The sequence below is a fragment of the Salinivibrio sp. ML290 genome (assembly GCF_001995695.1).
GTDB lineage: Bacteria > Pseudomonadota > Gammaproteobacteria > Enterobacterales > Vibrionaceae > Salinivibrio > Salinivibrio siamensis.
Genome location: NZ_MUEY01000006.1, coordinates 65,559 through 90,924 on the forward strand (window position 1 = coordinate 65,559; position 25,366 = coordinate 90,924).

A 25,366-nucleotide genomic window follows, 5' to 3' on the forward strand; every position below is an offset into this window, starting at 1 on the left:
AAGGCTGTCGCTCACTGTTGCATGCCAGCATCAAACGGCTAGCGATGATCGATAGACGCGCCATTCTACGTGAATAGACGTCAGACCGATAGAGGGAAAATTTTTTGCGCAAACGGTTGCGTCAGGTGTGTTGTCGGTGACAGTTTTCCCCTATAATGGCGGCCGCTTAGGCAAAACGCCAGTCTTAAAGCGCGTGTGGCGTGGCGACACCTCCGAGCAACGTGGGAGTCAGCGTTAACGATAACGGAGAGAGCAACCATTGCGGCAATGCCGGTGGTGATACCCAAGTTATGGTGCCAAGATGCGATAACTTGGGTATACCCCTTTCATTTACCGCTAACGAGAGACGTACGCACATGGATATTTTGCGTGGTTCCCCCGCACTGTCTGAGTTTCGTGTCAACAAATTACTGGCGAGCTGCCAAGCACACCAGTTACCTGTCACGGCACTGTATGCTGAGTTTATTCATTTCGCCGACTTGTATCATCCTTTGGATAGCGCGAGTCGCGAAAAGCTCGAAAAGCTGCTGACTTACGGACCAACCTTACCGCCGCATGCGCCTGAAGGGACGCTGTTTCTCGTGACGCCTCGTCCCGGTACCTTGTCGCCGTGGTCCTCCAAGGCAACCGATATTGCCCATAACTGCGGCTTGGATGCGGTCAAACGCTTGGAGCGCGGGACGGCGTACTATATTCAGTTATCTGCACCTTTGACCAATGAGCAACACGCGACCTTAGTCGGATTGTTGCACGATCGGATGATGGAAGCTGTGTTCGATGAGCTTGAGGCCGCCGCGGTGCTGTTTGAGCAAGCGGAACCTGCGCCGATGCATAGCGTAGACATTCTCTCCGGTGGCCGAGCCGCCTTAGTTGAGGCGAACCAAGCCTTAGGGTTGGCACTGGCAGAAGACGAAATTGACTATCTGGTCGAGAACTTCACCCAGCTGGGGCGTAACCCAAACGACATCGAACTGATGATGTTTGCGCAAGCTAACTCAGAGCATTGCCGACACAAGATCTTTAACGCCGACTGGACTATTGATGGTGAAAAGCAGCCTAAATCGCTGTTTAAGATGATCAAAAACACCTATGAGCAAACCCCAGATAACGTGCTGTCGGCGTATAAAGACAACGCAGCCGTGATGACTGGCTCAAACGTTGGACGCTTTTTCCCCACTCCAGAGAGCCACACTTATCAATATCATCATGAGCCGGCTCATATTTTGATGAAGGTGGAAACCCATAACCATCCCACCGCGATTTCACCGTGGCCAGGCGCAGCGACCGGCTCTGGCGGTGAAATTCGTGACGAGGGGGCGACCGGTGTCGGGGGCAAACCTAAGGCGGGATTGGTCGGTTTTTCTGTCTCTAACCTTAAAATTCCGGGCTTTATTCAGCCGTGGGAGCGCGATTATGGCAAGCCTGAGCGCATTGCCACTGCGCTCGATATTATGCTGGAAGGCCCGTTGGGCGGCGCGGCGTTTAACAACGAATTCGGTCGCCCTAACTTGCTGGGCTACTTCCGTACCTATGAGCAATGGGTGACCTCACATGCCGGTGAGGAAGTGCGTGGCTACCACAAACCCATCATGATCGCCGGTGGTATGGGTAACATCCGCGATGGCCATGTGCAAAAAGGCGAGATAGATGTGGGCGCCAAACTGATTGTGTTAGGTGGTCCGGCGATGAACATCGGCCTTGGCGGCGGGGCGGCATCGTCGATGGCATCAGGCCAGTCTGCGGAAGACTTAGACTTTGCCTCGGTACAGCGTGAGAACCCAGAAATGGAGCGTCGCTGCCAAGAGGTGATTGATCGTTGCTGGCAGCTTGGCGACGATAACCCGATTGCCTTTATCCACGATGTGGGTGCGGGTGGCCTGTCCAATGCCATGCCAGAGTTGGTCGATGATGGTGGCCGTGGTGGACGCTTTAATTTGCGTGATATTCCTAATGACGAGCCGGGAATGAGTCCGCTTGCCATTTGGTGTAACGAGTCACAAGAGCGTTATGTCTTGGCGGTCAAACCCGAAAATATGGCGCGTTTTGAAGCCTTGTGCGAGCGTGAACGGGCGCCGTACGCGGTGATTGGTGAGGCCTCCGATGCGCGTCACTTGTCGCTTGAAGATAACCACTTCGACAATACCCCCATCGACATGCCGATGGACATCTTGCTGGGTAAAGCGCCCAAAATGCATCGGGATGTGACGCGTCAGCAAGTGATAGGTGTTGCGCTTAACACCCAAGGCATTGAGCTGGATGAAGCCTGTGAGCGTGTTTTACGCTTGCCGGCGGTGGCGGAGAAAACCTTCTTGATCACTATCGGTGACCGTTCGGTGACCGGATTGGTTGCTCGTGACCAAATGGTCGGCCCGTGGCAGGTACCGGTCGCCAACTGTGCGGTGACGGCGGCCAGCTATGACAGTTATCACGGCGAAGCGATGGCGATGGGTGAGCGTACCCCAGCTGCCTTGCTTGACTTTGCTGCCTCTGCCCGTATGGCGGTCGGCGAAGCACTTACCAATATTGCCTGTGCCGATATTGGTAGCCTGACTAACATTAAACTGTCTGCGAACTGGATGTCCGCGGCAGGTCATCCGGGCGAAGACGCCGGCTTGTACGAAGCGGTTAAAGCCGTTGGCGAGGAGCTGTGTCCTGAGCTGTCACTGACCATTCCTGTGGGTAAAGACTCGATGTCGATGAAAACCCAGTGGCAGCAAGACGGTGAAAACAAAACCGTCACCGCGCCGATGTCGCTGATCATCACCGCCTTTGGCCGCGTGGAAGATGTGCGTCGTACCGTGACCCCACAACTGCGTACCGATAAAGGTGATAGCCACTTAATTGCGATTGACCTCGGTGAGGGCGCGCAGCGTCTGGGCGCAACCGCGTTGGCTCAGGTTTATCATCAATTGGGCGATAAGCCTGCCGATGTCACCAGCAGCGCCCGCCTAAAAGGCTTTTTCCATGCGATGCAAACCTTGGTGGCAGAGCAAAAGCTGCTGGCGTATCACGACCGAGCCGACGGCGGACTGTTCGTCACCTTGGCGGAAATGGCGTTTGCCGGTCACACCGGTATTGACGTGGATATCGCCCGCCTAGGCGACAATGCCTTGCCGGTGCTGTTTAACGAAGAGCTGGGCGCGGTGATCCAAGTGGCCGCGCAAGATCTCGAGCGTGTTAATGCGGTGTTGGATGAACATCAATTAACCGCATGCAGCCACCTGATTGGCGGCCTAAGTGATAGCGATGAGATTATCTTACGTCACGGTGAGGTACCTATCTATCAAGCCAGTCGTCAGTACCTGCGTCAGATTTGGGCTGAAACCACGTATCAGATGCAAGCGCGTCGCGATAATCCGGACTGTGCTCGCCAAGAATTTGACGCTAAGCAGGCGGTCGATCCTGGGTTGCACGCCAGTCTGAGCTTTGATGTGCACGAAGACATCGCTGCGCCTTATATCGCCACCGGTCAACAACCGACCATGGCTATTTTGCGAGAGCAAGGCGTGAACTCGCATGTGGAAATGGCAGCTGCCTTCGATCGCGCTGGATTTAACGCCGTGGACGTTCACATGAGTGACATTCTCTCAGGACGCGTCAGTTTGGACGGCTTCCAAGGGCTGGTGGCCTGTGGCGGCTTCTCTTACGGTGACGTGTTGGGCGCCGGTGAAGGCTGGGCAAAATCAATTTTGTTTAACAGCCGCGCGCGCGATCAATTTAGTGCCTTCTTTACGCGTGAAGACACCTTAGCACTTGGTGTGTGTAATGGCTGCCAGATGCTATCGAACCTACATGAACTGATCCCAGGCGCTGCACACTGGCCACGATTTGTTCGTAACGAGTCGGAGCGCTTTGAAGCCCGCTTTAGCATGGTGGAAGTGCAATCCAGCCCCTCCGCCTTCTTTGCCGGGATGGCAGGGTCACGGATGCCTATTGCGGTATCGCATGGTGAGGGGCGCGTTGAGGTGCGTGATGCTAAGCATCTGGCGGCCATTGAAGCGTCAGGCACGGTGGCGCTGCGTTACACCGATAATCACGGCCAGCCAACACAAGCGTATCCTGCCAACCCGAATGGCTCACCGAATGGCATTACCGCGCTGACCACAGAGTCGGGCCGCGTCACCATTATGATGCCGCACCCTGAGCGGGTATTCCGTACAGTCGCCAACTCTTGGCACCCCGATGATTGGGGCGAAGACAGTGCGTGGATGCGTATGTTCCGCAATGCGCGGGTGACCTTGGGGTAACCCTTAAATGTGATACAAGCCGCCATCGTTTGGCGGCTTTTTCGTGTTATGCGTGAATCGATGGATGATTTTTTATCCTGCTGCGATACAATTTGAGCTAAACACTTGATCCATCAGGACCGGCCAGCGGCCAACGAGAGGGATAACGGAATGAAAAAAATTGAAGCCATCATCAAGCCATTTAAACTCGATGACGTACGCGAGGCGCTCGCCGACGTGGGGATTACGGGGATGACCGTCTCAGAGGTAAAAGGCTTTGGTCGTCAAAAAGGCCACACTGAGCTTTATCGCGGCGCCGAATATATGGTCGATTTTTTACCGAAAGTGAAGCTTGAAGTGATCGTCAGTAACGATGTGGCTGAGCAGTGTGTGGATACCATTATTGATACCGCACAAACCGGTAAAATCGGTGATGGCAAAATCTTTGTCTTTGATGTTGAGCGCGTGGTGCGCATCCGTACCGGTGAAGAAGACGAAGAAGCGATTTAATCACGCGCTATAAGCGAATACGATCAGTAGTAAAAAGCCAAGCATCATGCTTGGCTTTGTTGTTTTGCGCCGTGCTGTCGGATTGATTAGCGTTGAGAGGGCGCTCAAGCCCCGGGGTTAGCAGGATGCGCCTGATAGCGCCCGGGCTTATGATTCATCGCCAAGACTAAGTTGAGCACAATCGCGCCAACCACCGACCACATCAAGAGGTTGAGGTCGATGAGGAAGAAAGATAACGCGAGGATGGTGCAGTCGATGCCCATTTGCAGTTTTCCTGCCGAGATCCCAAACTTGTCCTGACAATAGAGCACCAAGACGTTAAAGCCGCCTAAGCTGGCGTTGTGACGGAAGATCATCAACATGCCGACGCCCATTAGCAACCCACCAATGACGGCACAGTACGCAGGTGCCAGCCAGGTAATTTCAAAGAAATAGGCAATATGGTCAGCCATCACTGATACCGCGCCCCCCGCAAGTAAGCTGCGCAGTGCGAAGCGTGGGCTCATGCGAAACCATGCCATCAAATAAAACGGACAATTACACAGAAAGTACAGGGTGCCGAAGGACAAGTCTGTAAATTGGCTGACCAACAGAGCCAGCCCTGTGGTCCCGCCCGTTAAAAGTCCGGCTTGTTGCAAGAAAAACACCCCTTGGGCGACTAAGAACGCGCCAGAGGCAATAGCAATAATGTCTTCTTTAAAGCTGTGTTGATACTGACTCACACGGCTTCTCCCTACTTATTAGCGTGACAACAACAAAAAGCCCGCCAAAACCCAAAGGGCTGGCGGTAAAAAGTTAATGGGATAATCGGGCGCGGATTTTATCGCCAATTAGGACGAAGAGAAAGGCGGGGAGGTAAATCACTTGAATGTAGAATGTCAGCATTATGATACTCAGCTGTAAAACCTTTACACCGACTATGTTCGTTGACGCCCGACCATTACGATTGCCATGCGCGATAAAAAATTGTGACGCAGGCTACCTGATAGGTTGGATTTTTTGTAGAATAGCAAACGCAGTCATAGCGGTAACGAAAACGTTTGCGTAGTGCTGGTATAGCGAACGATTTTCCTTGGCTTAATCGCTTTGATTTGTCATCTTAAGGCGACTAAGCCAAGGCGTGATCTAAGCCATCGCCCCTGCGCCGGTTTTTGCTAGGTGAGCTGAAAAGGCCCTAGCGTTTGCTTTATGGGTAATTGCCCGCCAATGTTAAGTCAGGAGAGACAAATGCTAAAGCGTGACATGAAGATTGCGGATTACGATCCCGCCCTGTTCGCCGCCATTGAAGAAGAAACGGCACGTCAGGAAGAACACATTGAGCTGATCGCATCAGAAAACTACACCAGCCCACGCGTCATGGAAGCGCAAGGCTCTCAACTGACCAACAAGTACGCGGAAGGCTATCCCGGCAAGCGCTATTACGGTGGGTGTGTGTATGTCGATAAAGCCGAAGCGCTGGCGATTGAGCGCGCGTGTGAGCTGTTTGGTTGTGAGTATGCGAATGTGCAGCCTCACTCAGGTTCACAAGCAAATAGCGCGGTATATATGGCCCTGCTCAACCCCGGAGATACGGTTCTGGGAATGAGCTTGGCGCATGGTGGTCACCTGACTCATGGCTCGCCGGTCAACTTTTCTGGTAAGCATTACCATGTCATCCCTTACGGTATCGATGAAGCGGGTAAAATTGACTATGAGCAAATGGAACAGCTTGCGCTGGAGCACAAGCCCAAAATGCTCATCGGTGGCTTTTCTGCTTATTCACAAGTGGTGGATTGGAAGCGCATGCGTGAAATCGCCGATAAAGTGGGCGCATGGCTGTTGGTCGATATGGCGCACGTCGCGGGTTTAATTGCGGCAGGCGTATATCCAGATCCATTGCCACACGCGCATGTGGTGACGACCACTACCCACAAGACGCTTGCGGGCCCTCGCGGTGGTTTGATCTTGTCGAATGCGGGTGAAGACCTTTATAAGAAGCTCAACTCCGCCGTGTTCCCAGGTGGCCAAGGTGGCCCTTTGATGCATGTGATTGCGGGTAAAGCGGTGGCGTTTAAAGAGGCGATGGAGCCTGAGTTTAAGGCTTACCAGGCGCGCGTGATTGATAATGCTCGCGCGATGGTCAAAGGCTTCCAAGCGCGTGGCTACAAAATAGTATCAGGCTCAACCGATAATCATTTGTTGCTGGTTGATCTTATCGATAAAGACATTACCGGAAAAGAAGCAGACGCAGCACTGGGCGCGGCTAATATCACTGTGAACAAAAACAGTGTGCCGAACGATCCACGCAGCCCGTTTGTCACCTCTGGTATTCGTGTGGGCACCCCAGCCATTACACGTCGTGGCTTTACTGAGCAAGATGCCGAGCAGCTTGCGCATTGGATGTGTGATGTCTTGGATAATATCGACAATGAGCAAGTGATTGCTGAGACCAAAGAAAAAGTCCAAGCGATTTGCCGTCGTCTGCCTGTGTATGCCTAATTAATGACACGGAAATGAATAGGTTATAAGGCGCCTTCGGGCGTCTTTTTTATTTTTATCGACACGATGTGCCTCACTGGCTTTGTTTAGCACACAAAACCACCATAAAGTCCTCTTCGATAGGCTTTTTCATCGCTACAAATCGGTTACACTAGCAAGACGATATTGAGGAGGCGACACTCATGCACTGTCCATTCTGTGGTGCTACCGACACCAAAGTGATCGATTCTCGTCTTGTGGCTGATGGTCACCAAGTTCGCCGTCGCCGCCAGTGTTTGGCGTGCGCAGAGCGTTATACCACGTTCGAAACGGCGGAATTAGTGATGCCACGGGTGATTAAGACCAACGGTAACCGAGAGCCGTTTGACGAAGAGAAACTGCGTGGCGGCATTCAACGCGCATTAGAAAAGCGTCCAGTGAGCGCGGATGATATTGAAAAAGCGATCAACAGTATAAAGTCACGTTTGCGTGCCACCGGAGAGCGCGAAATTGGCTCTGCCATGGTAGGGAACTTGGTCATGGAAGCGCTCAAGGAGCTCGATAAAGTGGCTTATATTCGCTTTGCCTCTGTGTATCACAGTTTTGAGGACATTCGTGAATTTGGCGAAGAAATCGCACGGTTGCAAAAATGAGTCAAAGCGATCGGGATACAACCATGATGATGCGCGCGTTAGCGCTCGCGGCCCAAGGCTGTTATACCACCACGCCTAATCCTAATGTCGGTTGTGTGATTGCACAGGGCGACGAAGTGGTCGGTGAAGGGTTTCATATTGCCCCCGGCGGCCCGCACGCTGAAGTACATGCATTAAAGGCTGCGGGAGCACGCGCACAAGGGGCGACAGCTTACGTCACCTTAGAGCCTTGCTCTCACTATGGTCGCACGCCGCCGTGTTGCGATGCGTTGATTGCTGCCAACGTTAGCCGCGTCGTGTGCGCGATGCAAGACCCAAACCCGCAAGTAGCTGGACGTGGTATCACACGGTTACAAGAAGCCGGCATTGAGGTGGTTGTGGGCGTGATGGCCGAGCGCGCCAACGCGCTGAACCCCGGTTTTATCAAACGTATGCAAACTAAAATGCCCTATGTGCAGCTCAAACTGGCAGGGAGCCTCGATGGGCGCACCGCCTTGGCGAATGGGCACAGTAAATGGATCACTGGGGAACCCGCGCGCGCCGATGTGCAAGCATTTCGCGCGCAAGCGAGTGCGATTCTATCGACCAGTGCCACGGTGATTGCGGATAACCCGAGCCTCAATATCCGTGACAACCAACTTCCTCGTGCTGTCCTCGACCATTATCCTCAATCGACGCGACGCCAACCGACACGTGTGATCTTGGATAAACACAACCAAACCGTGCCGGAAGCGAGTGTCTATCAACTTGAGGGCAACGTGATCCGTATTGTTGATACGCCGAGTAATAAAGCGTGGCCAGATAACGTGCAAGAATGGGTGATGCCCGATGCATCGCTCATCACTATCCTTCGCGCATTGGCGGAACATGATATTGACAAAATATGGGTGGAAGCAGGCGCGAGGCTGGCAAGCCAGCTGCTGAGTGAATCCTTGGTGGATGAGCTGATTGTCTACCAAGCGCCGGTATTATTAGGGGCCGATAGCCGTCCTTTGGTCGCATTAGGCGGATTAGAGTCGATGGATGACGCGCCACGTTTCCACTTTAACCAGGTAAAGACTGTCGGTGACGATGTCCGCTTACGGGCGAGCCTCTCTGAGCATGCCGTAATTACGCAAGAGTATTAAGAACAATGTTTACTGGAATTATTGAAGCGATAGGGCGCGTACAAACCCTGAGTCGTCGGGGACAAGACGTTACTCTGACGATCGACAGCGGTGCGCTTGATCTCTCGGACGTCAAACTGGGTGACAGCATTGCCACCAACGGGGTGTGCTTGACTGTCGTCGCATTGACCGCAACGGGCTATAGCGCGGATGTCTCCTCTGAGACTTTGGCGCGTTCATCGCTGGGCGCCTTGTCGGTAGGAGATAGCGTTAACCTTGAAAAAGCCATGCTACCTACCACCCGTTTTGGCGGTCATATGGTTTCGGGGCATGTTGATGGCTTGGGAGAAGTAACGTCCGTTAGCCAAACTGGCCGCGCCTGGGAGTACTGGATTGCATTACCGCCTGAACTCGCCAAGTATGTGGCATTGAAAGGCTCTATCACGGTGGATGGTATCAGTTTGACGGTGAACGAGGTGAACGGCAGTGCGTTTAAACTCACCATCGTGCCGCACACGGCTGAGCAAACCACTATTCAGCACTTTGCGCCTGGGCGTAAGGTAAACATCGAAGTCGATGTCATTGCCCGTTACCTTGAGCGATTGATGCTCGGTGACAAGGCCGCTGAACCGACACAATCAACGGGTGTCAGTCTAGACACATTGGCCCGTTCCGGCTTTTTGAAATAAGGATCCCAAGATGGCAATTAGTAGCGCTCAAGAAATCATTGACGATATCCGCCAAGGCAAAATGGTGGTGTTGATGGATGACGAAGATCGCGAGAATGAAGGTGATTTGATCATCGCGGCAGAAGCAGTGACCCCAGAAGCGATCAACTTTATGGCCACGCATGGCCGAGGGTTGATTTGTTTGACGCTGACCCAGCAGCGCTGCCAGCAACTTGGGTTGCCTTTGATGGTGTCGGACAATAATGCGCAATTTTCCACCGCGTTTACCGTGTCGATTGAAGCGGCAGAGGGTGTTACCACCGGGATATCGGCGGCTGACCGCGCACGCACCGTGCAAGCCGCGGTTACCCCCGACGCTAAAGCGGCTGACTTGGTGCAGCCGGGCCACGTCTTCCCCTTGATGGCGCAAGAAGGAGGGGTGCTCACCCGTGCTGGCCACACCGAAGCCGGGTGCGATCTGGCCCGTTTAGGTGGCTATAGTCCTGCCTCCGTGATCGTTGAGATCTTAAATGAAGACGGCACCATGGCGCGTCGCCCAGACTTGGAAGTATTCTGTGACAAACACGGCATCAAGCTGGGCACCATTGCCGATTTGATTGAATACCGTAATCTCAACGAGACGACCATTGAACGGGTGGCGTCTTGTAAATTGCCGACGGAATTTGGTGAGTTTGATTTAGTCACCTACCGCGACACCATTGATAACCAAATCCATTATGCGATGTGTAAAGGCGAGGTGACCGCCGATCCCACCCTAGTGCGTGTGCATCTGCAAGACACTTTTACCGATGTGCTCCAATCTGATCGGACGGCTGAGCGCAGCTGGAGTCTGACCCGCGCGATGCAAAGGGTTAGCGATGAAGGCGGGGTGTTGGTGATTCTGGGTAAAGAAGAAACCAGCGATGCCATTATCAACAAAGTGAAAGCGTTTGAAGCGCAAGATAAAGGTGAGAAACCCGCCGGCGCTAAATGGCAGGGGACCTCTCGCCGAGTGGGGATTGGGTCGCAAATATTGGCAGATCTTGGTGTCAAGCAAATGCGCCTGCTGTCGTCGTCGACCAAGCGTTATCATGCCTTGTCAGGCTTTGGCCTGAACGTGGTGGAATACGTCACCGAATAAGATAGATAAACGGGGCGCGCGATTAGCACCATCATCGACTGGCACGGAACATGGTGCCATCGGATAAAAATGTGGTAGAATCGCGCGGTTTCTCATTCCGGAAAGCAAGTCACAGGAAGGCTCATGAACGTAATCGAAGGGGCATTTGCCGCGCCCAACGCGCAGGTTGCTATTGTTATCTCTCGCTTTAATAGCTTTATCAACGAGAGTTTGCTGGATGGTGCGGTTGACGCACTGAAGCGCCAAGGCCAAGTCAACGACGATAATATCACCGTGGTGCGTTGCCCAGGTGCCTACGAGTTGCCTGTGGTGACCCAAAAGCTCGCCAAGAGCGGTCGCTATGACGCGATTGTGGCACTCGGATCGGTGATCCGTGGTGGCACACCGCATTTTGACTATGTCGCCGGAGAATGTAATAAAGGGTTAGCACAAGTTGCACTGGAGTTTGAAACCCCAGTCGCATTTGGTGTGCTGACGGTAGACACCATTGAGCAAGCGATCGAACGCGCAGGTACCAAGGCTGGTAACAAAGGGGCAGAGGCTGCACTGAGCGCGCTTGAAATGGTGAATGTTCTGTCCCAAATTGAATCCTAAATGGGGGTTAAAGTGAAACCAGCCGCACGACGTAATGCACGTCAGTTTGCATTGCAAGCCATCTATTCATGGCAGCTAGCGCAAGGCAATGTCGCTGATATTGAAGCCGCGTTTCTTGCCGCAGATAAATACGAAGAAGAAGACGAGCATCAGAAAACAGAGCCGCTTCTACGTGAACCAGAAACGGATGTTGCTTATTTTCGTAATCTGTTTAGCGGTGTAGCGCTTAGCCATCAAGAGCTTGATAGTAAGATGCGCCCGTACCTATCCCGTCCTTTGCAGGATTTAGATGATATGGAGCACGCCTTACTACGCCTTGCGATGTATGAGCTGATCAAGTGCGACGATGTCCCCTACAAAGTGGTTATCAATGAGGCCGTGGAACTGGCCAAACGCTTTGGCGCAGAAGACAGCCATAAGTTTGTTAATGGCGTCTTGGATAAAGCGTACCCTCGGCTGCGCTAATCCCTTCCTGACTAGGCCAGCACTGCTGGCCTTTTTATTATTCTTATCCAACACATACGAGTTATGACACGCAACGAATTTGATTTGATTCGCGACTACTTCGCTCGTCAGCCGGTCAAGCGTCGTGATGTCGCTTTAGGTATTGGTGATGACTGTGCGTTGGTCGAGGTCCCTGAAGGCTGTCAGTTAGTGGTGACCACAGATACGCTGGTGGAGGGCACTCATTTTCTTCCGACTGCGAGTGCCTCTGATGTGGCGCATAAAGCGTTAGCCTCTAACTTAAGCGATCTGGCTGCAATGGGCGCAATGCCAGCGTGGTGTTCTCTGGCGCTCACATTACCAGAGCCCGATGATGCTTGGGTGGCAGGGTTTTGCCAAGGCTTTACCGCCCTTGCCGAGCATTTTCAAGTCCAACTCATTGGCGGCGATACCACGCGTGGGCCCAAAAGCATCACCATTACCTTACACGGTCATGTTCCTAAAGGGCAGGCGTTGACTCGTGCGGGTGCGAAACCGGGAGACTGGCTTTTTGTGACCGGCACACTGGGTGAGAGCCAAGCCGGGCTCGATTATATTCTCGGCAAGCCAGTGGTTGATAAGGCTCGCGCAACCACATTGATCAATCGTCATTATCGGGCTCAGCCACGAGTGACCGCTGGACAGGCATTGCGAGGTATCGCGTCAGCGGCGATTGATATTTCTGATGGTTTACACGCAGACTTAACCCACATCCTCACCGCTAGTGGTGTCGGTGCAAAAGTTGATGTGACGCAACTGCCGCTTTCTGAGTCTTTGTTAGCGGAGATCGGCCATACTGAGCAGGCACAAAAACTCGCCCTCACCAGTGGCGAGGAGTACGAGCTTTGTTTTACGGTACCGGAAATGTATCGGGGGATGCTAGATACGACGCTTAAGCACAGCGGAGTCAATGTGCAATGCATCGGGCAAATAACCGGCAACCACCGCCTTGAACTTGTGGCAGACAGTCAGCCTCTCGATTGGGTGCTGTCTGGATGGGATCATTTTAAGGAGCCACGTCGTGACAGATCCTAAGCATCGTTTATCCTTGACCAATCCATATCATCTATTGGCACTTGGCTTTGGCAGTGGCTTATCACCGATAGTGCCGGGGACCGTCGGTACCTTGTTTGCGGTGCCATTCTACCTGGTGCTGGTGAACGTTGGGGGGACGCTTGCACTGTGGTTGGCGATTATTGTCGGTAGCCTAGCGGGCATTGCTATCTGTGGTCGGGCATCGAAAGACATGCAAGTGCATGATCATGGAGCGATTGTTTGGGATGAGTTTGTTGGTTTTTGGCTGACAATGGCGTTGGTGCCTACCACCGACTGGCAAACCGTTTTAGCAGGCTTTGTGTTATTCCGCCTCTTCGATATGGTTAAGCCATGGCCGATAAGCTGGCTGGATAAACATGTTCACGGTGGCTTAGGGATCATGCTGGATGATATTGTCGCTGGTGTGATGGCGATGGCCAGCCTCTGGCTACTGGCAACCTATACACAGGCCTTGACTTGGTTTTAGCCATACAGAAAGGAATGGCGCTCCCACAGGGACTCGAACCCCGATCGATCGCTTAGGAGGCGACTGCTCTATCCTGTTGAGCTATGAGAGCGTGTCGACATTATACGTAAAAACAGGCGCGATTTAAGCGCCTGTTTTCATTTAATTTACCCCTTTGGTCACTATGTCGCCGATTTGTATGCTGCCGCTGAGATTATTGGGCTGAACCACGGCTTCCGCGCTGCTTTCATAAACGCGTGCAACGGTCAGTGTGATGCCGCTTTTTCGACGTTGAGTACGTACGATACCTAAATCATCGGTGAACGAGGCAATGTGCCACAGGTTCAGTTGATCGCCTTGTTTAACCCCATTGATACGCCCGACATTTATTTGTGCAATATTGTCTTTGAGGGCGACGATTTCTGGCTTACTGGCGCGACAAGACAGTGATGACTCCAAGTCTAACAATATATTTCGACTCATTCGGCGTGCCATTTGCCCATAAGGAGATTGCCAAAAGCGCGCGGTCTGGGTATCGACTTGGCTATGGCGTTCAAACGGCCATTGGGCGACATCGCGATAGCGGCGTTGAAATATGACTTCACCACTCTCACTGTCCATTGCCTGGACATTGATGGCCAATTGGCGGTTATTTTGTGCCTCACCAAAGCCACTGGCGTCCGTCGTGGCAGATAGATCAGTGATTGCGCCGGTGATCACAAACTGCGCGTCTTTGTCTTCAGCTAACATGGCCACCGTGCGGGGCGCATTGGGCGAGACATCAACATTGGCGATACCACGCCCGACAAAACTCTGTGCGTGTTGTTTTATCTCACGGTTGAGGAGTACCGAAAAGTCATCGCCAAATTGATAAATGCCCCCTAACGCGGCTTGTTGGGGTGAAACAATCGGAAAACGTGTTAACACCATGCCTTTTTTATACTGGGTTTTGTGGCAAGCGTTTGCCGATGGATAGATATCTAAGCGCAGATTGACAACATAATTGCCGCCTTGAGTGCCTTCTTCTAACACTTGTACCTCGCGTACCGCATTGCCGCTAAACTGATAACCAGGTTTAGCTTGCGAGTAAAAACGCTTGAGTTGCTGCAAGCTGCCTACATCGGCACCGGCAAAGCGCATGGCATCAAAGGTTGCGGCTTCAAGTGCCCGAACACGGGCGGCTTGCTGGCTTTCGAGTATGGGGGAACTGGCCGATACTTCATACCACGCCGCGTGTGTCCAAGGAGCGACACTCAGGCTGACAATGAGCGTTAACCGCGCCAAAAGGGTTTTCATAGTCAAGATCTCACTTAGTGGGTATGGAAATTGCTTTCAATCTATTAGTGCGTAGGGTTAAGCCCTACCAAAAAGATGACGCAAAGACGCTGATGCAAGTTGTGTACCTAAATAGAGCCAGCAATCAAAGGTAAAGGTTTCATCAAATCAACCGATACCCTTAATGACACACTTGTCTCACATCGATGACTGAGCGCGGAGCATGATACGATGAAAAAGTGGATAGTGGCGATAGTAGCGCTATTGGTAACAGGCTGTGCTTACACGCCAATTTATAACGGCAAAGAGCCGTATTCGGGCAGTGAGTTTTTCCTTAAGCAGCGGCCACGTCACACGCTTGATTACTTTCTAAACAGTATGGCCGATGAGCTGTTAGCCACCAATGCGTATTTGACAGCGCGAACGCCCTTGGCGGTCACCTCGTTTGTTGATTTGCAAAAAATGGATGAGACCAACTGGTTAGGTAATACCGTCACCGAGGGACTGATTTATCAAATGCAGCGCCGCGGCTTTACGGTGATTGACTTTAAATCGACGGGCGCGATTCGGGTGACGGAAGATGGTGATTTTACCATTAGCCGAGACTGGAAAGAACTTAACCCTGAACAACAAATCGATTATGTATTGACGGGGACTATGTTGCGTCAAGGCGGCGGGGTATTAGTTAATGCCCGGGTAATCGGTATGGAATCTCGCGTGGTGGTTGCTTCGGCGCAAGGCTTCTTGCCGGCCGATCGTATTGGGCGTGATATTGATAGTTTATACAAGGTTCGCAAACGCGATGGCGTGATTATTCGAGACGATCAAAACCGCGTGAAGCGAGAGACAGTGGTGCTAAAACCTTAGTACAGGAAAGAGTAAGGTAGATAAATGTTTACGAAACACGGATTTGTCATCGCAATCTTGCTGATGCTGTCAGCCTGTCAGCCATTAACTAAGATGAAAGAAGAAAACATCATCTCGGCGGTGGGAATGGCGTCAATTAGTGCACAACAAGGCGCAACCCAAGAAGAAAAAGAAACCCGGGCCATGCGTGCCTCTAAAGTGGATGCGTACAAAGAATTGAGTGAACAAGTATATGGCTTGCGGGTTAGCAGCCGTGCACGTGTTGATGATCAAAGTTTAGGCCGCGACACGACCCAGGGCGCGGTGGATGGTATTATTCGCGGCGCAGAAGTGGTGGCCAGTTATAAAGTGGGTGACAGTTACGTCACTGAACTCGAACTCGATCTCGATACCATGCAGAAAATGAAACGCTATGGCGAATCGCAGCCTGTACCGAATAACAATAATATTATTTTCTAGCCACTAGGGCGTCTTGCTTTGATCAAATGAGAAGGATGACGCCAACATCTTGGCACTTAAGCAGGCAGGGTGTAAAAACGACGTATGCCTTTAGACGGAGAGCGAGCACTATGCTCGCTTTTTTTGTGCTTGAGTCAGGCACCATCGTGGCGCGATAGCGCGTTAGGCCATCTTAGGGAGCAAGCCAGAGTCGACAAAAAACAGGCAGACGATCGTGCGCCGATAAGATAGGCAAGAAAAGCGAGACAAATAGGTAGCCGGTGTGGTGGCTTGGAGCGTGGTCGTTGTTCGTAGGAAAGACGTTATGCTTTAACGTTAGTGCCTAGGGTTTTTCTCCCCGACGCATTGCCGTCTTGATTATAGGTCAATTCTGACTTACCACCGCTTTCTTGGAACAGGTTGCGCAGGCGATGAATACTCAGACTCGCGCGCTGAAGCGCGATGCCATTGGTTTCATTTTGCTGTTTGCAGGCTGAGAGGGTGGCTTGAATGGCATTCACGTGTTCACTTAACGTTTCATCATGGTTAAGTAAATCGCGTTCTGGGTGACGACTAATTTGCGCATCATTACGTTGAATTTCGTTGATAAGCGACTGTTTTTGTTTGGCTATTGCTTCGATATCTTCAGAGGAGCGGCTGGCAATGACACCGGCTTCTTGCTCGAGCACGCTTTGTAGCGCTTGGACTCGCTCGAGTTGCTGTTCAACCAAGGTTGTTAAAGGCGCAGTAGGGGTCATAACCACTCCAATCAGCTTAGCTGTCGTTGAGATCGTTCTCGAAACGCATCATGTTTGCGGCGAGCTTATCAGGATCTACTTTGTAAGAGCCGTTTGATATCGCTTGCTTGATTTGATCAACCTTGGCGCTATCAAAGTAGGGCTCAGATGCCATTTTCTGATTCATTTTATCGATCACTTGGCTTTGTTGGCTGAGTGAAACAGCGTCGTCTTGGGGTTTTACCCCTTGCTGTTCACGGACTGAGCCGCTTTGCGTTTCTTGTGTTTTGGTCTGGTTACTCGTATTACGAGTTGTGGTCAGGGGTTGCTGATTACCACGTAGTTGGTCAATACTCGCCATAACATCGCCTTACTGTCAGTCGCTTTTTGAGTCCGTTGCTCAGCATATCGGCACACCTTGCTGTTACTTTAGCATTGTGACGTAAAAAGTTAGAAATTAACCGTTACTTCGCCGACCGCTGAGATTGTAGCATCGACAATCCGGTTAGATTTATTGTTCTTCACTTTTATTTGCTCACCTAGAGCGCCATCACTTAATGCCGTGCCTTTTGCAACAATGTTCAGTCCGTTTCCTTGCGCAGTGATCAAAACGTCATCATTTCGACACACGGCGCAGACATCGTTACTGCTGATCGGTTCACCTATTCCCACGGTTCGTTTGACTTTAGAGCCAATTAAACGCGCGGGTTGCGTATAGGTATGCCCGCGTTGAAACCGACTATTTACCATTTGAACGGCTAGATCATTCGAAGCAATAGTCATGCCACGATTGAGTGGTCGCTTTGCGACAACCGAGGGGGTCATCAACTCGATTTTAACCGGAATATACACTTGCCAGTTGTCTCGATCACAAGACACCATTACGGTGACCGAGGTATTAATCTGTTGACGGCCTGGCACTTTGGTATCGAGTGGCACGGGGCAATCGGTTAGGCGCATGCGCGAATCAAGGTTCCCCGCCGCGATGTTGAGTTCGCCATTTTCAGGCAGCGAAATAATACCGGCGACATGCGCCTCCGCGGCTTCTTGCACCGCTTCAATTTGACTTACTGTCGCAGCAGCTATACTTAGGCTAAAGCTTGTAAGCCAAACGACGATAAATAAACGTAATATCTTGGACATAGTTCAATCCATCAGTAGCGGACGTTAAGAAAAAAAATCCCTTCTTTTCTCGAGAGTCATGTGATTACCCACTATGATTACCATGCTACTCTACAAAAAAAACGGGGCAATATGGAGTTTATCTTATGACAGGTGGTGTTCTTGATTCGGTCAACCAGCGTACACAGCTGGTAGGACAAAACCGGTTAGAGCTGTTGACTTTCCGCCTGATGAGAAAACAGCGCTTTGGCATTAATGTTTTTAAAGTCAAAGAAGTGTTGCAGTGCCCACGGCTCACCGCAATGGCAAATTTGCATCCTTTGGTGAAAGGAGTGGCCCACATCCGCGGTCAAACCGTCTCTGTCATCGACATGAGCCTAGCAACTGGCGGGCCAGCTATTCCCGATCCAGAGAACCGCTTTGTGATTATTGCCGAGTTTAACCGTTCCATGCAGGGCTTTTTAGTCGGCTCGGTCGAGCGTATCGTCAATATGAACTGGGAAAAAATTCTTCCTCCCCCGCAAGGGACAGGGCGATCGCACTACCTCACCGCGGTCACCGAAATTGATAACGAGTTGGTGGAAGTGCTCGACGTTGAAAAAATTCTCAATGAAATCGCGCCTGTGAATGAAGATGTGAGTGAGGAAGTACTCTCGAAACGGCAAGAGCGGGAAGAAAGTGCGCCTAGCCAGGTGTTAGTGGCCGATGACTCCAGCGTCGCACGCCGTCAGGTGAAGCGCGCGGTTGAAAGCGTCGGGTATGACGTTATCTTGGTACAAGATGGCAAAGAAGCGTTAGAAAAACTGAAAGAAATGGCCGCCGAGGGAAGCATCTACAGTCAACTTGCCTTGGTGATATCCGATATCGAAATGCCTGAAATGGATGGGTATACCCTCACAACCGAGATTAGAAAAGATTCGAGTCTCAAGGATCTTCATGTAGTATTGCATTCATCATTGAGTGGGGTATTTAACGAGGCCATGGTTCAGCGTGTCGGGGCTAACTCGTTTATTGCGAAGTTCGACCCTGATGAATTGGGCTCTGCCGTACTCGAGGCGGTTAAGTCGTAACCCAACCAGAGCGATTGAGTTAATTAATGACAAATGTAGCAATCAGTGACCAAGAATATCGAGACTTTTGCAAACATCTCGAAGCCAAGTGTGGGATCGTACTGGGAGATAGCAAGCAGTACCTGGTACGTAGCCGCTTGAGCCCGCTGGTGAATAAATTTGGCTTGGGGTCGCTGTCAGAGTTGATAAAGTCAGTCACCACTGGACGTAATCGCGAGCTGGCAGTCGCTGCGATAGATGCGATGACCACCAATGAAACCTTATGGTTTCGCGATACTTATCCGTATGAAGTGTTGGCACATCGTTTGTTACCCGAGCTAGCCAAATCTCGTAAGCCGATAAAAATCTGGTCTTCAGCAAGCTCCTCAGGGCAGGAGCCCTACTCCATTGCCATGACGGTGGCGGAAACCCAGCAACGCAAACCTGGCATGCTTGGAAGCGTGAGTATCACCGCGACTGATATATCGACATCCATGCTGGAGGCGTGTCGCCAGGGGATATACGACAACTTGGCACTGGGACGCGGACTGTCGCCGGAACGTCGACGTACCTTTTTCGAGGACGTGGGAGATGGCAAAATGCGGGTGAAAGAAAATATCAAGCGCATGGTGACGTTCCGCCCGCAAAACTTGATGGAAAGCTATAGTCTGTTAGGCAAATTCGACATCATTTTTTGTCGTAATGTACTGATCTACTTTTCACCTGATATGAAAGCCAAAGTGTTGAATCAGATGGCGGGGGCATTGAATCCTGGCGGTTACTTGATCTTGGGCGCGTCGGAGTCACTCACGGGGTTAACCGACAAGTTTGAAATGATCCGCTGTAACCCCGGCATTATCTATAAGCTTAAATAGCAGGCGGCAAAGCGGCACATGGTTTGCCGCTTTTTACATCTCTCTGCCGCTCTCTCACTTTTTATCGATAGACATTCCTGTCTCTCACCCCGCGTCCCACCTGAGCTGAAGACAAAAAAAAGGCCTTGTTGAAAACTTGGCACCCTGTTTGCTTTATTACATGCAGTAAGAACTCGGAGGTTGTCCATGGCGATCACATTTGACAATGCACTTGGTGTGCACCAGCACACAGTTGGCGTTAGAGGCAAGCGGGCAGAAACCCTGTCTAGCAACATTGCGAATGCCAACACGCCAGGTTACAAGGCGCAAGACATCGACTTTCAACGCGCCTTAAAAGCGGCAACATCCGAGGCAAGTATTGGCCTAAGCCGCACCAATGAGCGGCACATTGCTGCCTCTAGCCAGGTGATGGGGGAAAAGAAATACCGTATCCCCACGCAACCAGACACTGGCGATGGCAACACGGTTGATGCGCAATTAGAAAAGAATTTGTTCATGCAGAACGCACTAGAATACCAAGCCTCACTGGACTTTCTTGGCTCTAAGTTCAAGAACATGAAGAAGGCATTGAATGGGAAATAATCGATGAGTTTGTTTAATATTTTTAACGTGTCGGGATCGGCGATGAGTGCCGAGTCAGTACGATTGAACACCACATCAAGCAACCTGGCCAATGCCAACTCGGTGAGTAGTTCTGYGGAAGAAACATATCGAGCTCGGCATCCGATTTTCTCTGCGGAGCTTAACCGCTTCAAACAGCAAGGGGAAAGTGTGCCGGTCAACATTGACGGTATTGTGGAAAGCCAAAAGCCATTACGGGCGGAATATAACCCTGATCATCCAATGTCGAATGAAGAAGGGTATATCTTCAAACCGAACGTGAATGTCATRGAAGAAATGGCGAACATGATTTCGGCATCGCGGGCCTACCAGACCAACGTGCAGGTTGCCGATGCCAGTAAACAAATGCTGATGCGTACGCTTCAGATGGGGCAGTAATGTAGGAGGCGAAGATGGCCGGAATCGACGGTACAGGTTCGAGTAACGGACTGTCCTACATTGACCAGCTAAAGGCGCAGCAAGAGAAAAAACTGCAAGAGAGCCAAGATAGTACAACAGGCAAACAGGCACTCAAGCAAGAAGACTTTCTTTCTCTGCTCACCAAACAGCTGTCACAACAGGATCCGTTCAAACCTGTCGATAATGACAAGATGATCTCGCAGATGGCGTCTTTTGCGACGGTAGAAGGCATCGGCAAAATGAACAATCAGTTTGATACGTTCAACGAGTCGATTACTTCCAACCAAGCATTGCAAGCGTCATCCTTGGTCGGACGTGATGTCCTTGTGCCTGGATCGACAGGTGTTAAAGGAGAGACTGGCGGTGTGGCTGGTATGGTGAAGTTGCCGCGTGCGCTCGATAACGTCAGTGTCCGAGTTGAAAACGAACAAGGACAGCTATTACGAACGTTCAGTATGGGTGCCAAACCGCCGGGCGATCACCGTGTGGAATGGGATGGGCTCGACGATAACGGCAATCCTATGCCGGAAGGGACCTATAAGCTCAAAGTTAGCGGCTTGGTTGATGGCCAAACTCAAGAGTTTGATGTGTCGACCTATGCCAATGTAAACAGTGTCTTGCTGGGGAATGGCGATGGCAACGTGATGCTAAATCTTGCCGGCTTCTCCTCACCGTTTAAGCTTGCTGAAGTGCTAGAGGTCGGTAATGCCGACGTCGGAAATGTGACGAAAGGCTAACCGATTTATTAGGAGTGAAAAGCAATGGGTTTTAATATTGCGTTAAGTGGCCTTGGTGCGGCCCAGAAAGACATGAACACCACCAGTAACAACATCTCGAATGCCAATACGTATGGCTTTAAGGAGTCACGTGCTGAGTTTGGTGATGTCTACTCAACCTCCATCTTCTCTAATTCGAAGACCACGAACGGGACCGGTGTACAAACGTCGACCGTGGCACAACAGTTCCACGAAGGCTCGAGTATCTACACCAACAACCCGCTTGATTTGCGGATTAGCGGTAATGGTTTTTTCGGCGTGTCAAATGACAAGCTGCAAAACAACGATTACCACTTAACGCGCAACGGTGCCTTCCACCTTGATAAAAATAACGACATTATCAACTCTGAAGGCCAGTATCTGCTCGGTTATAATGTCGACCCTGATACTCAGCAGGTTTCGTCGTATGAGCCGCAGTCGCTCAACGTCCCGGATCAGTTTGGCCAGCCTCGTGCGTCACAAAATGTTGATATTGGCTTGAACTTGCCTGCCGGCGGGGAAGAGAAAGATCCCGCGCAGTTCAATTTTGAAGATCCAGAAACTTACAATAAGCAAACCTCTGCCACAGTCTATGACTCCCTCGGTCAGCCATATAAGTTGTCGACGTACTATGTAAAAGGCAACGATCCGGCGAACCCGAACAGCTGGTCAGTGTACTACACCATGACAGATCCTGAAGGCGAGAAGCCGGTGAATATCCAAGGGGGTAATTCAACCAATGCCGCTGGACAGGTTGGCCACACCATCGACTTTAACTCTGATGGCTCAGTGAACAATATCAATGGTGGTAACCCGATCGTGACCGATGCCCTAGGGCCTGCGGGGGCGGGATTGGAAATGAACGGCGCGAATGGTGATCAGCAGCTTACGCTCAACTTCGATAATCCGACCCAGTATGCGGCACCGTTTGAGATGCGAAAATTCACCGATGATGGCGCAACCACGGGGTATCTCACCAAAGTCGACATTGATCCTAAAGGCACTATCATGGCGACATACAGTAACGGTGAAAATGTCGCGCTAGGACGAGTGGCGATGGTGCGTGTTGCCAACCAGCAAGGCTTGGCACAAGTGGGCAATACGCAATGGGATGTGACGCAAGACTCGGGTGACCCCATTTTTGGTGAAGCCATGCAAGGCGCCTTCGGGCAGGTAAAAAGTGGCACGATCGAACAGTCCAATATCGATATGACCCAAGAGTTGGTTGATTTGATCACCGCGCAGCGAAATTTCCAAGCGAACTCGCGTGCCTTGGAAGTGAGCAACCAGATGCAACAAAATATCCTACAGATCCGCTAGCGATGATACGCCTTGCCGCTTAGTCATAGGGCGGCAAGGCTTTTCCATTCTCCCCCTTTTTTCTTTCTTTTTAACCACACTACCCCCGTTAACGTACTGATACTAAACGATTAAAATTACTGGCACGCTCTTTGCTTTCTTCTCTGTAGAACGATTGTGGAGGCAACCAATTATGGATCGCTCGTTATACCTAGCCATGAGTGGCGCAAAGCAAGATATGCAGGCCATGCAACTGCGCGCCAATAACCTGGCCAATGTCAGCACCACAGGCTTTCGAGCAGATTTAGAGCAATCTCGCTCCATGCAGGCCTATGGTGAAGGACTACCCAGCCGTGTGTTTAACATGACTGAGCGACCTGGATATAGCTTTGAACAAGGCTCGACGATCACCACTGGCCGAAACCTCGATGTGGCGGTGCAAGGTGAAGGCTGGATGTCAGTGCTAGATAGCCAAGGGCAAGAAGGCTATACCCGTGCGGGCCATCTCAAAGTGGATCAAACCGGCTTACTCCAAAACAGTAATGGTAACCTCATTGTCGGAGAGAGTGGGGGCCCGATATTTATTCCCCTCCCTGCAGCCAAAATTGAAGTGGGCAAAGACGGCGGTGTCTCTGTACTCCCCCAAGGTGCGCCAGCTGATGCGATGGAAGTGGTGGATAGAATCAAACTGGTTCGCCCAGATAATCAAGATCTCTTTAAAGACAAAGACGGCGTGTTCAAACCCAAAGAGCCCGGCACTGTGTTTCCGGCCGATGCGGGTGTGACGTTGCAAACGGGCGCGTTAGAAGGCAGTAATGTCAACGCTGTGGGTGAGATGACTGGGTTAATCGACTTGCAACGTCATTTTGAAATGCAAGTGAAGTTAATGAAAACCGCGGAAAAAATGGACGAGTCGTCTTCATCGTTATTACGGCTTGGCTAAGGTTTATTAAGAGGAAGTAATTATGCATCCAGCATTATGGGTCAGTAAAACCGGACTTGATGCGCAGCAGACCAATATCTCGACGATTTCGAATAACCTAGCCAACGCATCCACGGTCGGGTTTAAAAAATCACGCGCGGTGTTTGAAGATCTCTTCTACCAGAACATCAACCAACCAGGTGGGCAATCCTCACAGAACACTGAGTTGCCCAGTGGATTGATGCTCGGTGCTGGTTCAAAAGTGGTGGCCACTCAGCGCGTGCACACCAATGGTAATGTGCAAACCACAGACAATGCCCTTGATATGATGATTGAAGGGGATGGCTTTTTCCAAGTATTACTGCCTGATGGCAACATTGGCTATCAGCGTAACGGCCAATTTACCCTGAATGACGAAGGCACGATAGTGACATCAGGTGCGGGCTATACGCTAGAGCCAGAAATTACTGTTCCTGAAGACGCGGTACAAATTACGGTCGGAACGGATGGTGAAGTGTCTGTGCGATTACGTGGTCAACAAGAGAACCAAGTACTCGGGCAAATAACCACGGTTGATTTTATTAACCCAGGTGGGTTGGAGCCTATCGGCCAGAATATTTACCTGCCCACTGGTGCGAGTGGTGATCCTCAAGAGGGGGTGCCTGGACTCGATGGGTTCGGTGAAGTGAAGCAATCGATGCTGGAAACCTCTAACGTGAATGTCACCGAAGAGCTGGTGAATATGATTGAGGCTCAGCGCGTCTACGAAATGAACTCCAAAGTGATCTCGTCGGTCGACCAGATGCTCAGCTACGTCAATCAGCAGCTGTAATAAGGGTTAAGGAGGCAATGATGACGGTGCAACGTATATTAATCCCAGGCCTTTTCCTTGCCACCTTGTTGGGGCTAGGTGGCTGTTCATTGCCGGGGCAACAAGACACAGGCAGTGATCTTGACCAAGCGACCTCGACCACCGACGCGGTCGAAGGGGACACCACACCGGACAGCGAAGGCTTGATTGGCTTATTGCGTCAACGTGAAGACCCCAAAGCGGATGATCCAGCGTGGTCGCCAATCCGGCCGCAACAAGCGCCCGAGCATTACGCCACGGCGACAGGATCCTTATTCAACGTGAATGACCAGCGTGACCTGTACGATGGTTCAAAACCACGTAGTCTGGGTGACATTGTGACCGTGATGCTGGAAGAAAACACCCAAGCGCAAAAAAGTGCCAGTTCTGACTTGGCTAAATCCAATGATCTCAGTATGGATCCCTTATCACTAGGCGGTGAGGAGATCACCATTGGCGAGCGAACACTGTCGTACGAGGTCAGTAACGACAACTCGGTAACCGGCTCCACCTCGGCGGATCAGAGCAACAGCCTGCAAGGCTCTATCTCTGTACAGGTGGTGGATGTACTCGCGAATGGGAATTTGATGGTACGCGGTGAAAAGTGGCTTACCTTGAATTCAGGGGATGAATATATCCGCCTCAGCGGTACAATTCGCCCGGCCGATATTGGCCCTGACAACACCATTGCTTCGACCCGTATTTCCAACGCTAGAATTCAGTATTCAGGGACAGGTGAGCGACAAGATACCCAAGAGCAAGGCTGGTTGGCACGATTCTTTAATGTCACCTTGTAGCCCTACAATGTGTCGGAGAGT

General features: G+C 51.3%; 27 protein-coding genes and 1 tRNA gene. 22 read left to right on the forward strand and 6 right to left on the reverse strand.

Annotation, left to right across the window (positions count from 1 at the left end; translation table 11 throughout):
• Positions 1-356 precede the first annotated feature (356 nt).
• Together purL and glnB are read left to right on the forward strand one after the other, a co-directional pair.
• The gene (gene purL, locus BZG23_RS07110; RefSeq protein ID WP_077606528.1) at positions 357-4,247 is read left to right on the forward strand and encodes a phosphoribosylformylglycinamidine synthase; all 3,891 of its coding nucleotides are present in this window, start codon (positions 357-359) and stop codon (positions 4,245-4,247) included.
• A gap of 150 nt (positions 4,248-4,397) precedes the next feature.
• On the forward strand, positions 4,398-4,736 hold the full coding sequence (gene glnB, locus BZG23_RS07115) for a nitrogen regulatory protein P-II (protein WP_046074987.1): 339 nt from the start codon (positions 4,398-4,400) through the stop codon (positions 4,734-4,736).
• Positions 4,737-4,840: 104 nt separating this feature from the next.
• Here the strand turns inward: glnB and BZG23_RS07120 are convergent, their stop codons facing one another.
• Positions 4,841-5,458 carry a YitT family protein gene (locus BZG23_RS07120; protein WP_046074986.1) on the reverse strand — a complete coding sequence of 206 codons (618 nt, stop codon included), beginning with the start codon at positions 5,456-5,458 and terminating at the stop codon, positions 4,841-4,843.
• A 505-nt stretch (positions 5,459-5,963) separates the two neighbouring features.
• Between BZG23_RS07120 and glyA the strand changes: the two genes are divergently transcribed.
• From glyA to pgpA, 9 genes are all read left to right on the forward strand, one after another.
• The gene (gene glyA, locus BZG23_RS07125) at positions 5,964-7,214 is read left to right on the forward strand and encodes a serine hydroxymethyltransferase (protein WP_077606529.1); all 1,251 of its coding nucleotides are present in this window, start codon (positions 5,964-5,966) and stop codon (positions 7,212-7,214) included.
• 182 nt (positions 7,215-7,396) lie between these two features.
• Positions 7,397-7,846, forward strand: coding sequence for a transcriptional regulator NrdR (nrdR, locus tag BZG23_RS07130; RefSeq protein ID WP_046074984.1), 450 nt, complete (start codon positions 7,397-7,399; stop codon positions 7,844-7,846).
• Entirely contained in the window at positions 7,843-8,973 is a 1,131-nt protein-coding gene (gene ribD / locus BZG23_RS07135) for a bifunctional diaminohydroxyphosphoribosylaminopyrimidine deaminase/5-amino-6-(5-phosphoribosylamino)uracil reductase RibD (protein ID WP_046074983.1), read from the forward strand. The genes nrdR and ribD overlap by 4 nt, the downstream gene beginning before the upstream one ends.
• Before the next feature lie 5 nt (positions 8,974-8,978).
• Positions 8,979-9,641: a riboflavin synthase gene (locus BZG23_RS07140; protein ID WP_077606530.1), complete on the forward strand. Its 663-nt coding sequence runs from the start codon at positions 8,979-8,981 to the stop codon at positions 9,639-9,641.
• A 10-nt stretch (positions 9,642-9,651) separates the two neighbouring features.
• The gene (gene ribBA / locus BZG23_RS07145; RefSeq protein ID WP_046074981.1) at positions 9,652-10,761 is read left to right on the forward strand and encodes a bifunctional 3,4-dihydroxy-2-butanone-4-phosphate synthase/GTP cyclohydrolase II; all 1,110 of its coding nucleotides are present in this window, start codon (positions 9,652-9,654) and stop codon (positions 10,759-10,761) included.
• Positions 10,762-10,884: 123 nt separating this feature from the next.
• The gene (gene ribH, locus BZG23_RS07150; RefSeq protein WP_046074980.1) at positions 10,885-11,355 is read left to right on the forward strand and encodes a 6,7-dimethyl-8-ribityllumazine synthase; all 471 of its coding nucleotides are present in this window, start codon (positions 10,885-10,887) and stop codon (positions 11,353-11,355) included.
• Complete coding sequence (gene nusB / locus BZG23_RS07155; RefSeq protein ID WP_069363225.1) at positions 11,356-11,820, forward strand: transcription antitermination factor NusB; 465 nt, start codon at positions 11,356-11,358, stop codon at positions 11,818-11,820. It begins immediately after the preceding gene.
• Between the two features lie 63 nt (positions 11,821-11,883).
• Entirely contained in the window at positions 11,884-12,873 is a 990-nt protein-coding gene (gene thiL / locus BZG23_RS07160; protein ID WP_077606531.1) for a thiamine-phosphate kinase, read from the forward strand.
• The gene (gene pgpA / locus BZG23_RS07165) at positions 12,860-13,360 is read left to right on the forward strand and encodes a phosphatidylglycerophosphatase A (RefSeq protein WP_046074977.1); all 501 of its coding nucleotides are present in this window, start codon (positions 12,860-12,862) and stop codon (positions 13,358-13,360) included. The genes thiL and pgpA overlap by 14 nt, the downstream gene beginning before the upstream one ends.
• A 15-nt stretch (positions 13,361-13,375) precedes the next feature.
• Here pgpA and BZG23_RS07170 read toward each other — a convergent pair.
• Together BZG23_RS07170 and BZG23_RS07175 are read right to left on the reverse strand one after the other, a co-directional pair.
• A tRNA-Arg gene (locus BZG23_RS07170) sits at positions 13,376-13,451 on the reverse strand.
• Between the two features lie 50 nt (positions 13,452-13,501).
• A complete protein-coding gene (locus BZG23_RS07175; protein ID WP_077606532.1) occupies positions 13,502-14,635 on the reverse strand; it encodes a flagella assembly protein FlgT in 1,134 nt (377 codons plus the stop codon).
• A gap of 210 nt (positions 14,636-14,845) precedes the next feature.
• On the opposite strand from BZG23_RS07175, the gene BZG23_RS07180 reads away from it, so the two are divergent.
• Both BZG23_RS07180 and BZG23_RS07185 read left to right on the forward strand, forming a co-directional pair.
• The gene (locus BZG23_RS07180; protein ID WP_046074975.1) at positions 14,846-15,481 is read left to right on the forward strand and encodes a FlgO family outer membrane protein; all 636 of its coding nucleotides are present in this window, start codon (positions 14,846-14,848) and stop codon (positions 15,479-15,481) included.
• Between the two features lie 24 nt (positions 15,482-15,505).
• Positions 15,506-15,940 (forward strand): LPP20 family lipoprotein, encoded by a 435-nt coding sequence (locus BZG23_RS07185; RefSeq protein WP_046074974.1) that lies wholly within the window; start codon positions 15,506-15,508, stop codon positions 15,938-15,940.
• 302 nt (positions 15,941-16,242) lie between these two features.
• Here the strand turns inward: BZG23_RS07185 and BZG23_RS07190 are convergent, their stop codons facing one another.
• The 3 genes from BZG23_RS07190 to flgA form a co-directional block, all read right to left on the reverse strand.
• Entirely contained in the window at positions 16,243-16,677 is a 435-nt protein-coding gene (locus BZG23_RS07190) for a flagella synthesis protein FlgN (RefSeq protein ID WP_046074973.1), read from the reverse strand.
• Between the two features lie 16 nt (positions 16,678-16,693).
• Positions 16,694-17,017: a flagellar biosynthesis anti-sigma factor FlgM gene (flgM, locus tag BZG23_RS07195; protein ID WP_046074972.1), complete on the reverse strand. Its 324-nt coding sequence runs from the start codon at positions 17,015-17,017 to the stop codon at positions 16,694-16,696.
• A gap of 89 nt (positions 17,018-17,106) precedes the next feature.
• Positions 17,107-17,799 (reverse strand): flagellar basal body P-ring formation chaperone FlgA, encoded by a 693-nt coding sequence (gene flgA, locus BZG23_RS07200; protein WP_077577997.1) that lies wholly within the window; start codon positions 17,797-17,799, stop codon positions 17,107-17,109.
• A gap of 125 nt (positions 17,800-17,924) precedes the next feature.
• On the opposite strand from flgA, the gene BZG23_RS07205 reads away from it, so the two are divergent.
• From BZG23_RS07205 to BZG23_RS07245, 9 genes are all read left to right on the forward strand, one after another.
• Positions 17,925-18,848: a chemotaxis protein CheV gene (locus BZG23_RS07205; RefSeq protein WP_046074970.1), complete on the forward strand. Its 924-nt coding sequence runs from the start codon at positions 17,925-17,927 to the stop codon at positions 18,846-18,848.
• 26 nt (positions 18,849-18,874) lie between these two features.
• Positions 18,875-19,702 (forward strand): protein-glutamate O-methyltransferase, encoded by an 828-nt coding sequence (locus tag BZG23_RS07210; protein WP_046074969.1) that lies wholly within the window; start codon positions 18,875-18,877, stop codon positions 19,700-19,702.
• Between the two features lie 186 nt (positions 19,703-19,888).
• Positions 19,889-20,284 carry a flagellar basal body rod protein FlgB gene (gene flgB / locus BZG23_RS07215; protein ID WP_046074968.1) on the forward strand — a complete coding sequence of 132 codons (396 nt, stop codon included), beginning with the start codon at positions 19,889-19,891 and terminating at the stop codon, positions 20,282-20,284.
• Positions 20,285-20,287: 3 nt separating this feature from the next.
• Positions 20,288-20,701, forward strand: a complete 414-nt coding sequence (gene flgC / locus BZG23_RS07220; protein WP_077606533.1) for a flagellar basal body rod protein FlgC — start codon at positions 20,288-20,290, stop codon at positions 20,699-20,701.
• Positions 20,702-20,715: 14 nt separating this feature from the next.
• Entirely contained in the window at positions 20,716-21,459 is a 744-nt protein-coding gene (flgD, locus tag BZG23_RS07225; RefSeq protein ID WP_046074966.1) for a flagellar hook assembly protein FlgD, read from the forward strand.
• A 24-nt stretch (positions 21,460-21,483) separates the two neighbouring features.
• Positions 21,484-22,797: a flagellar hook protein FlgE gene (flgE, locus tag BZG23_RS07230; protein WP_046074965.1), complete on the forward strand. Its 1,314-nt coding sequence runs from the start codon at positions 21,484-21,486 to the stop codon at positions 22,795-22,797.
• A 172-nt stretch (positions 22,798-22,969) separates the two neighbouring features.
• Positions 22,970-23,719, forward strand: a complete 750-nt coding sequence (gene flgF, locus BZG23_RS07235) for a flagellar basal-body rod protein FlgF (RefSeq protein WP_046074964.1) — start codon at positions 22,970-22,972, stop codon at positions 23,717-23,719.
• Between the two features lie 22 nt (positions 23,720-23,741).
• Positions 23,742-24,530, forward strand: coding sequence for a flagellar basal-body rod protein FlgG (gene flgG / locus BZG23_RS07240; RefSeq protein WP_046074963.1), 789 nt, complete (start codon positions 23,742-23,744; stop codon positions 24,528-24,530).
• A gap of 20 nt (positions 24,531-24,550) precedes the next feature.
• Entirely contained in the window at positions 24,551-25,345 is a 795-nt protein-coding gene (locus tag BZG23_RS07245) for a flagellar basal body L-ring protein FlgH (protein WP_101494468.1), read from the forward strand.
• Positions 25,346-25,366: the final 21 nt, after the last annotated feature.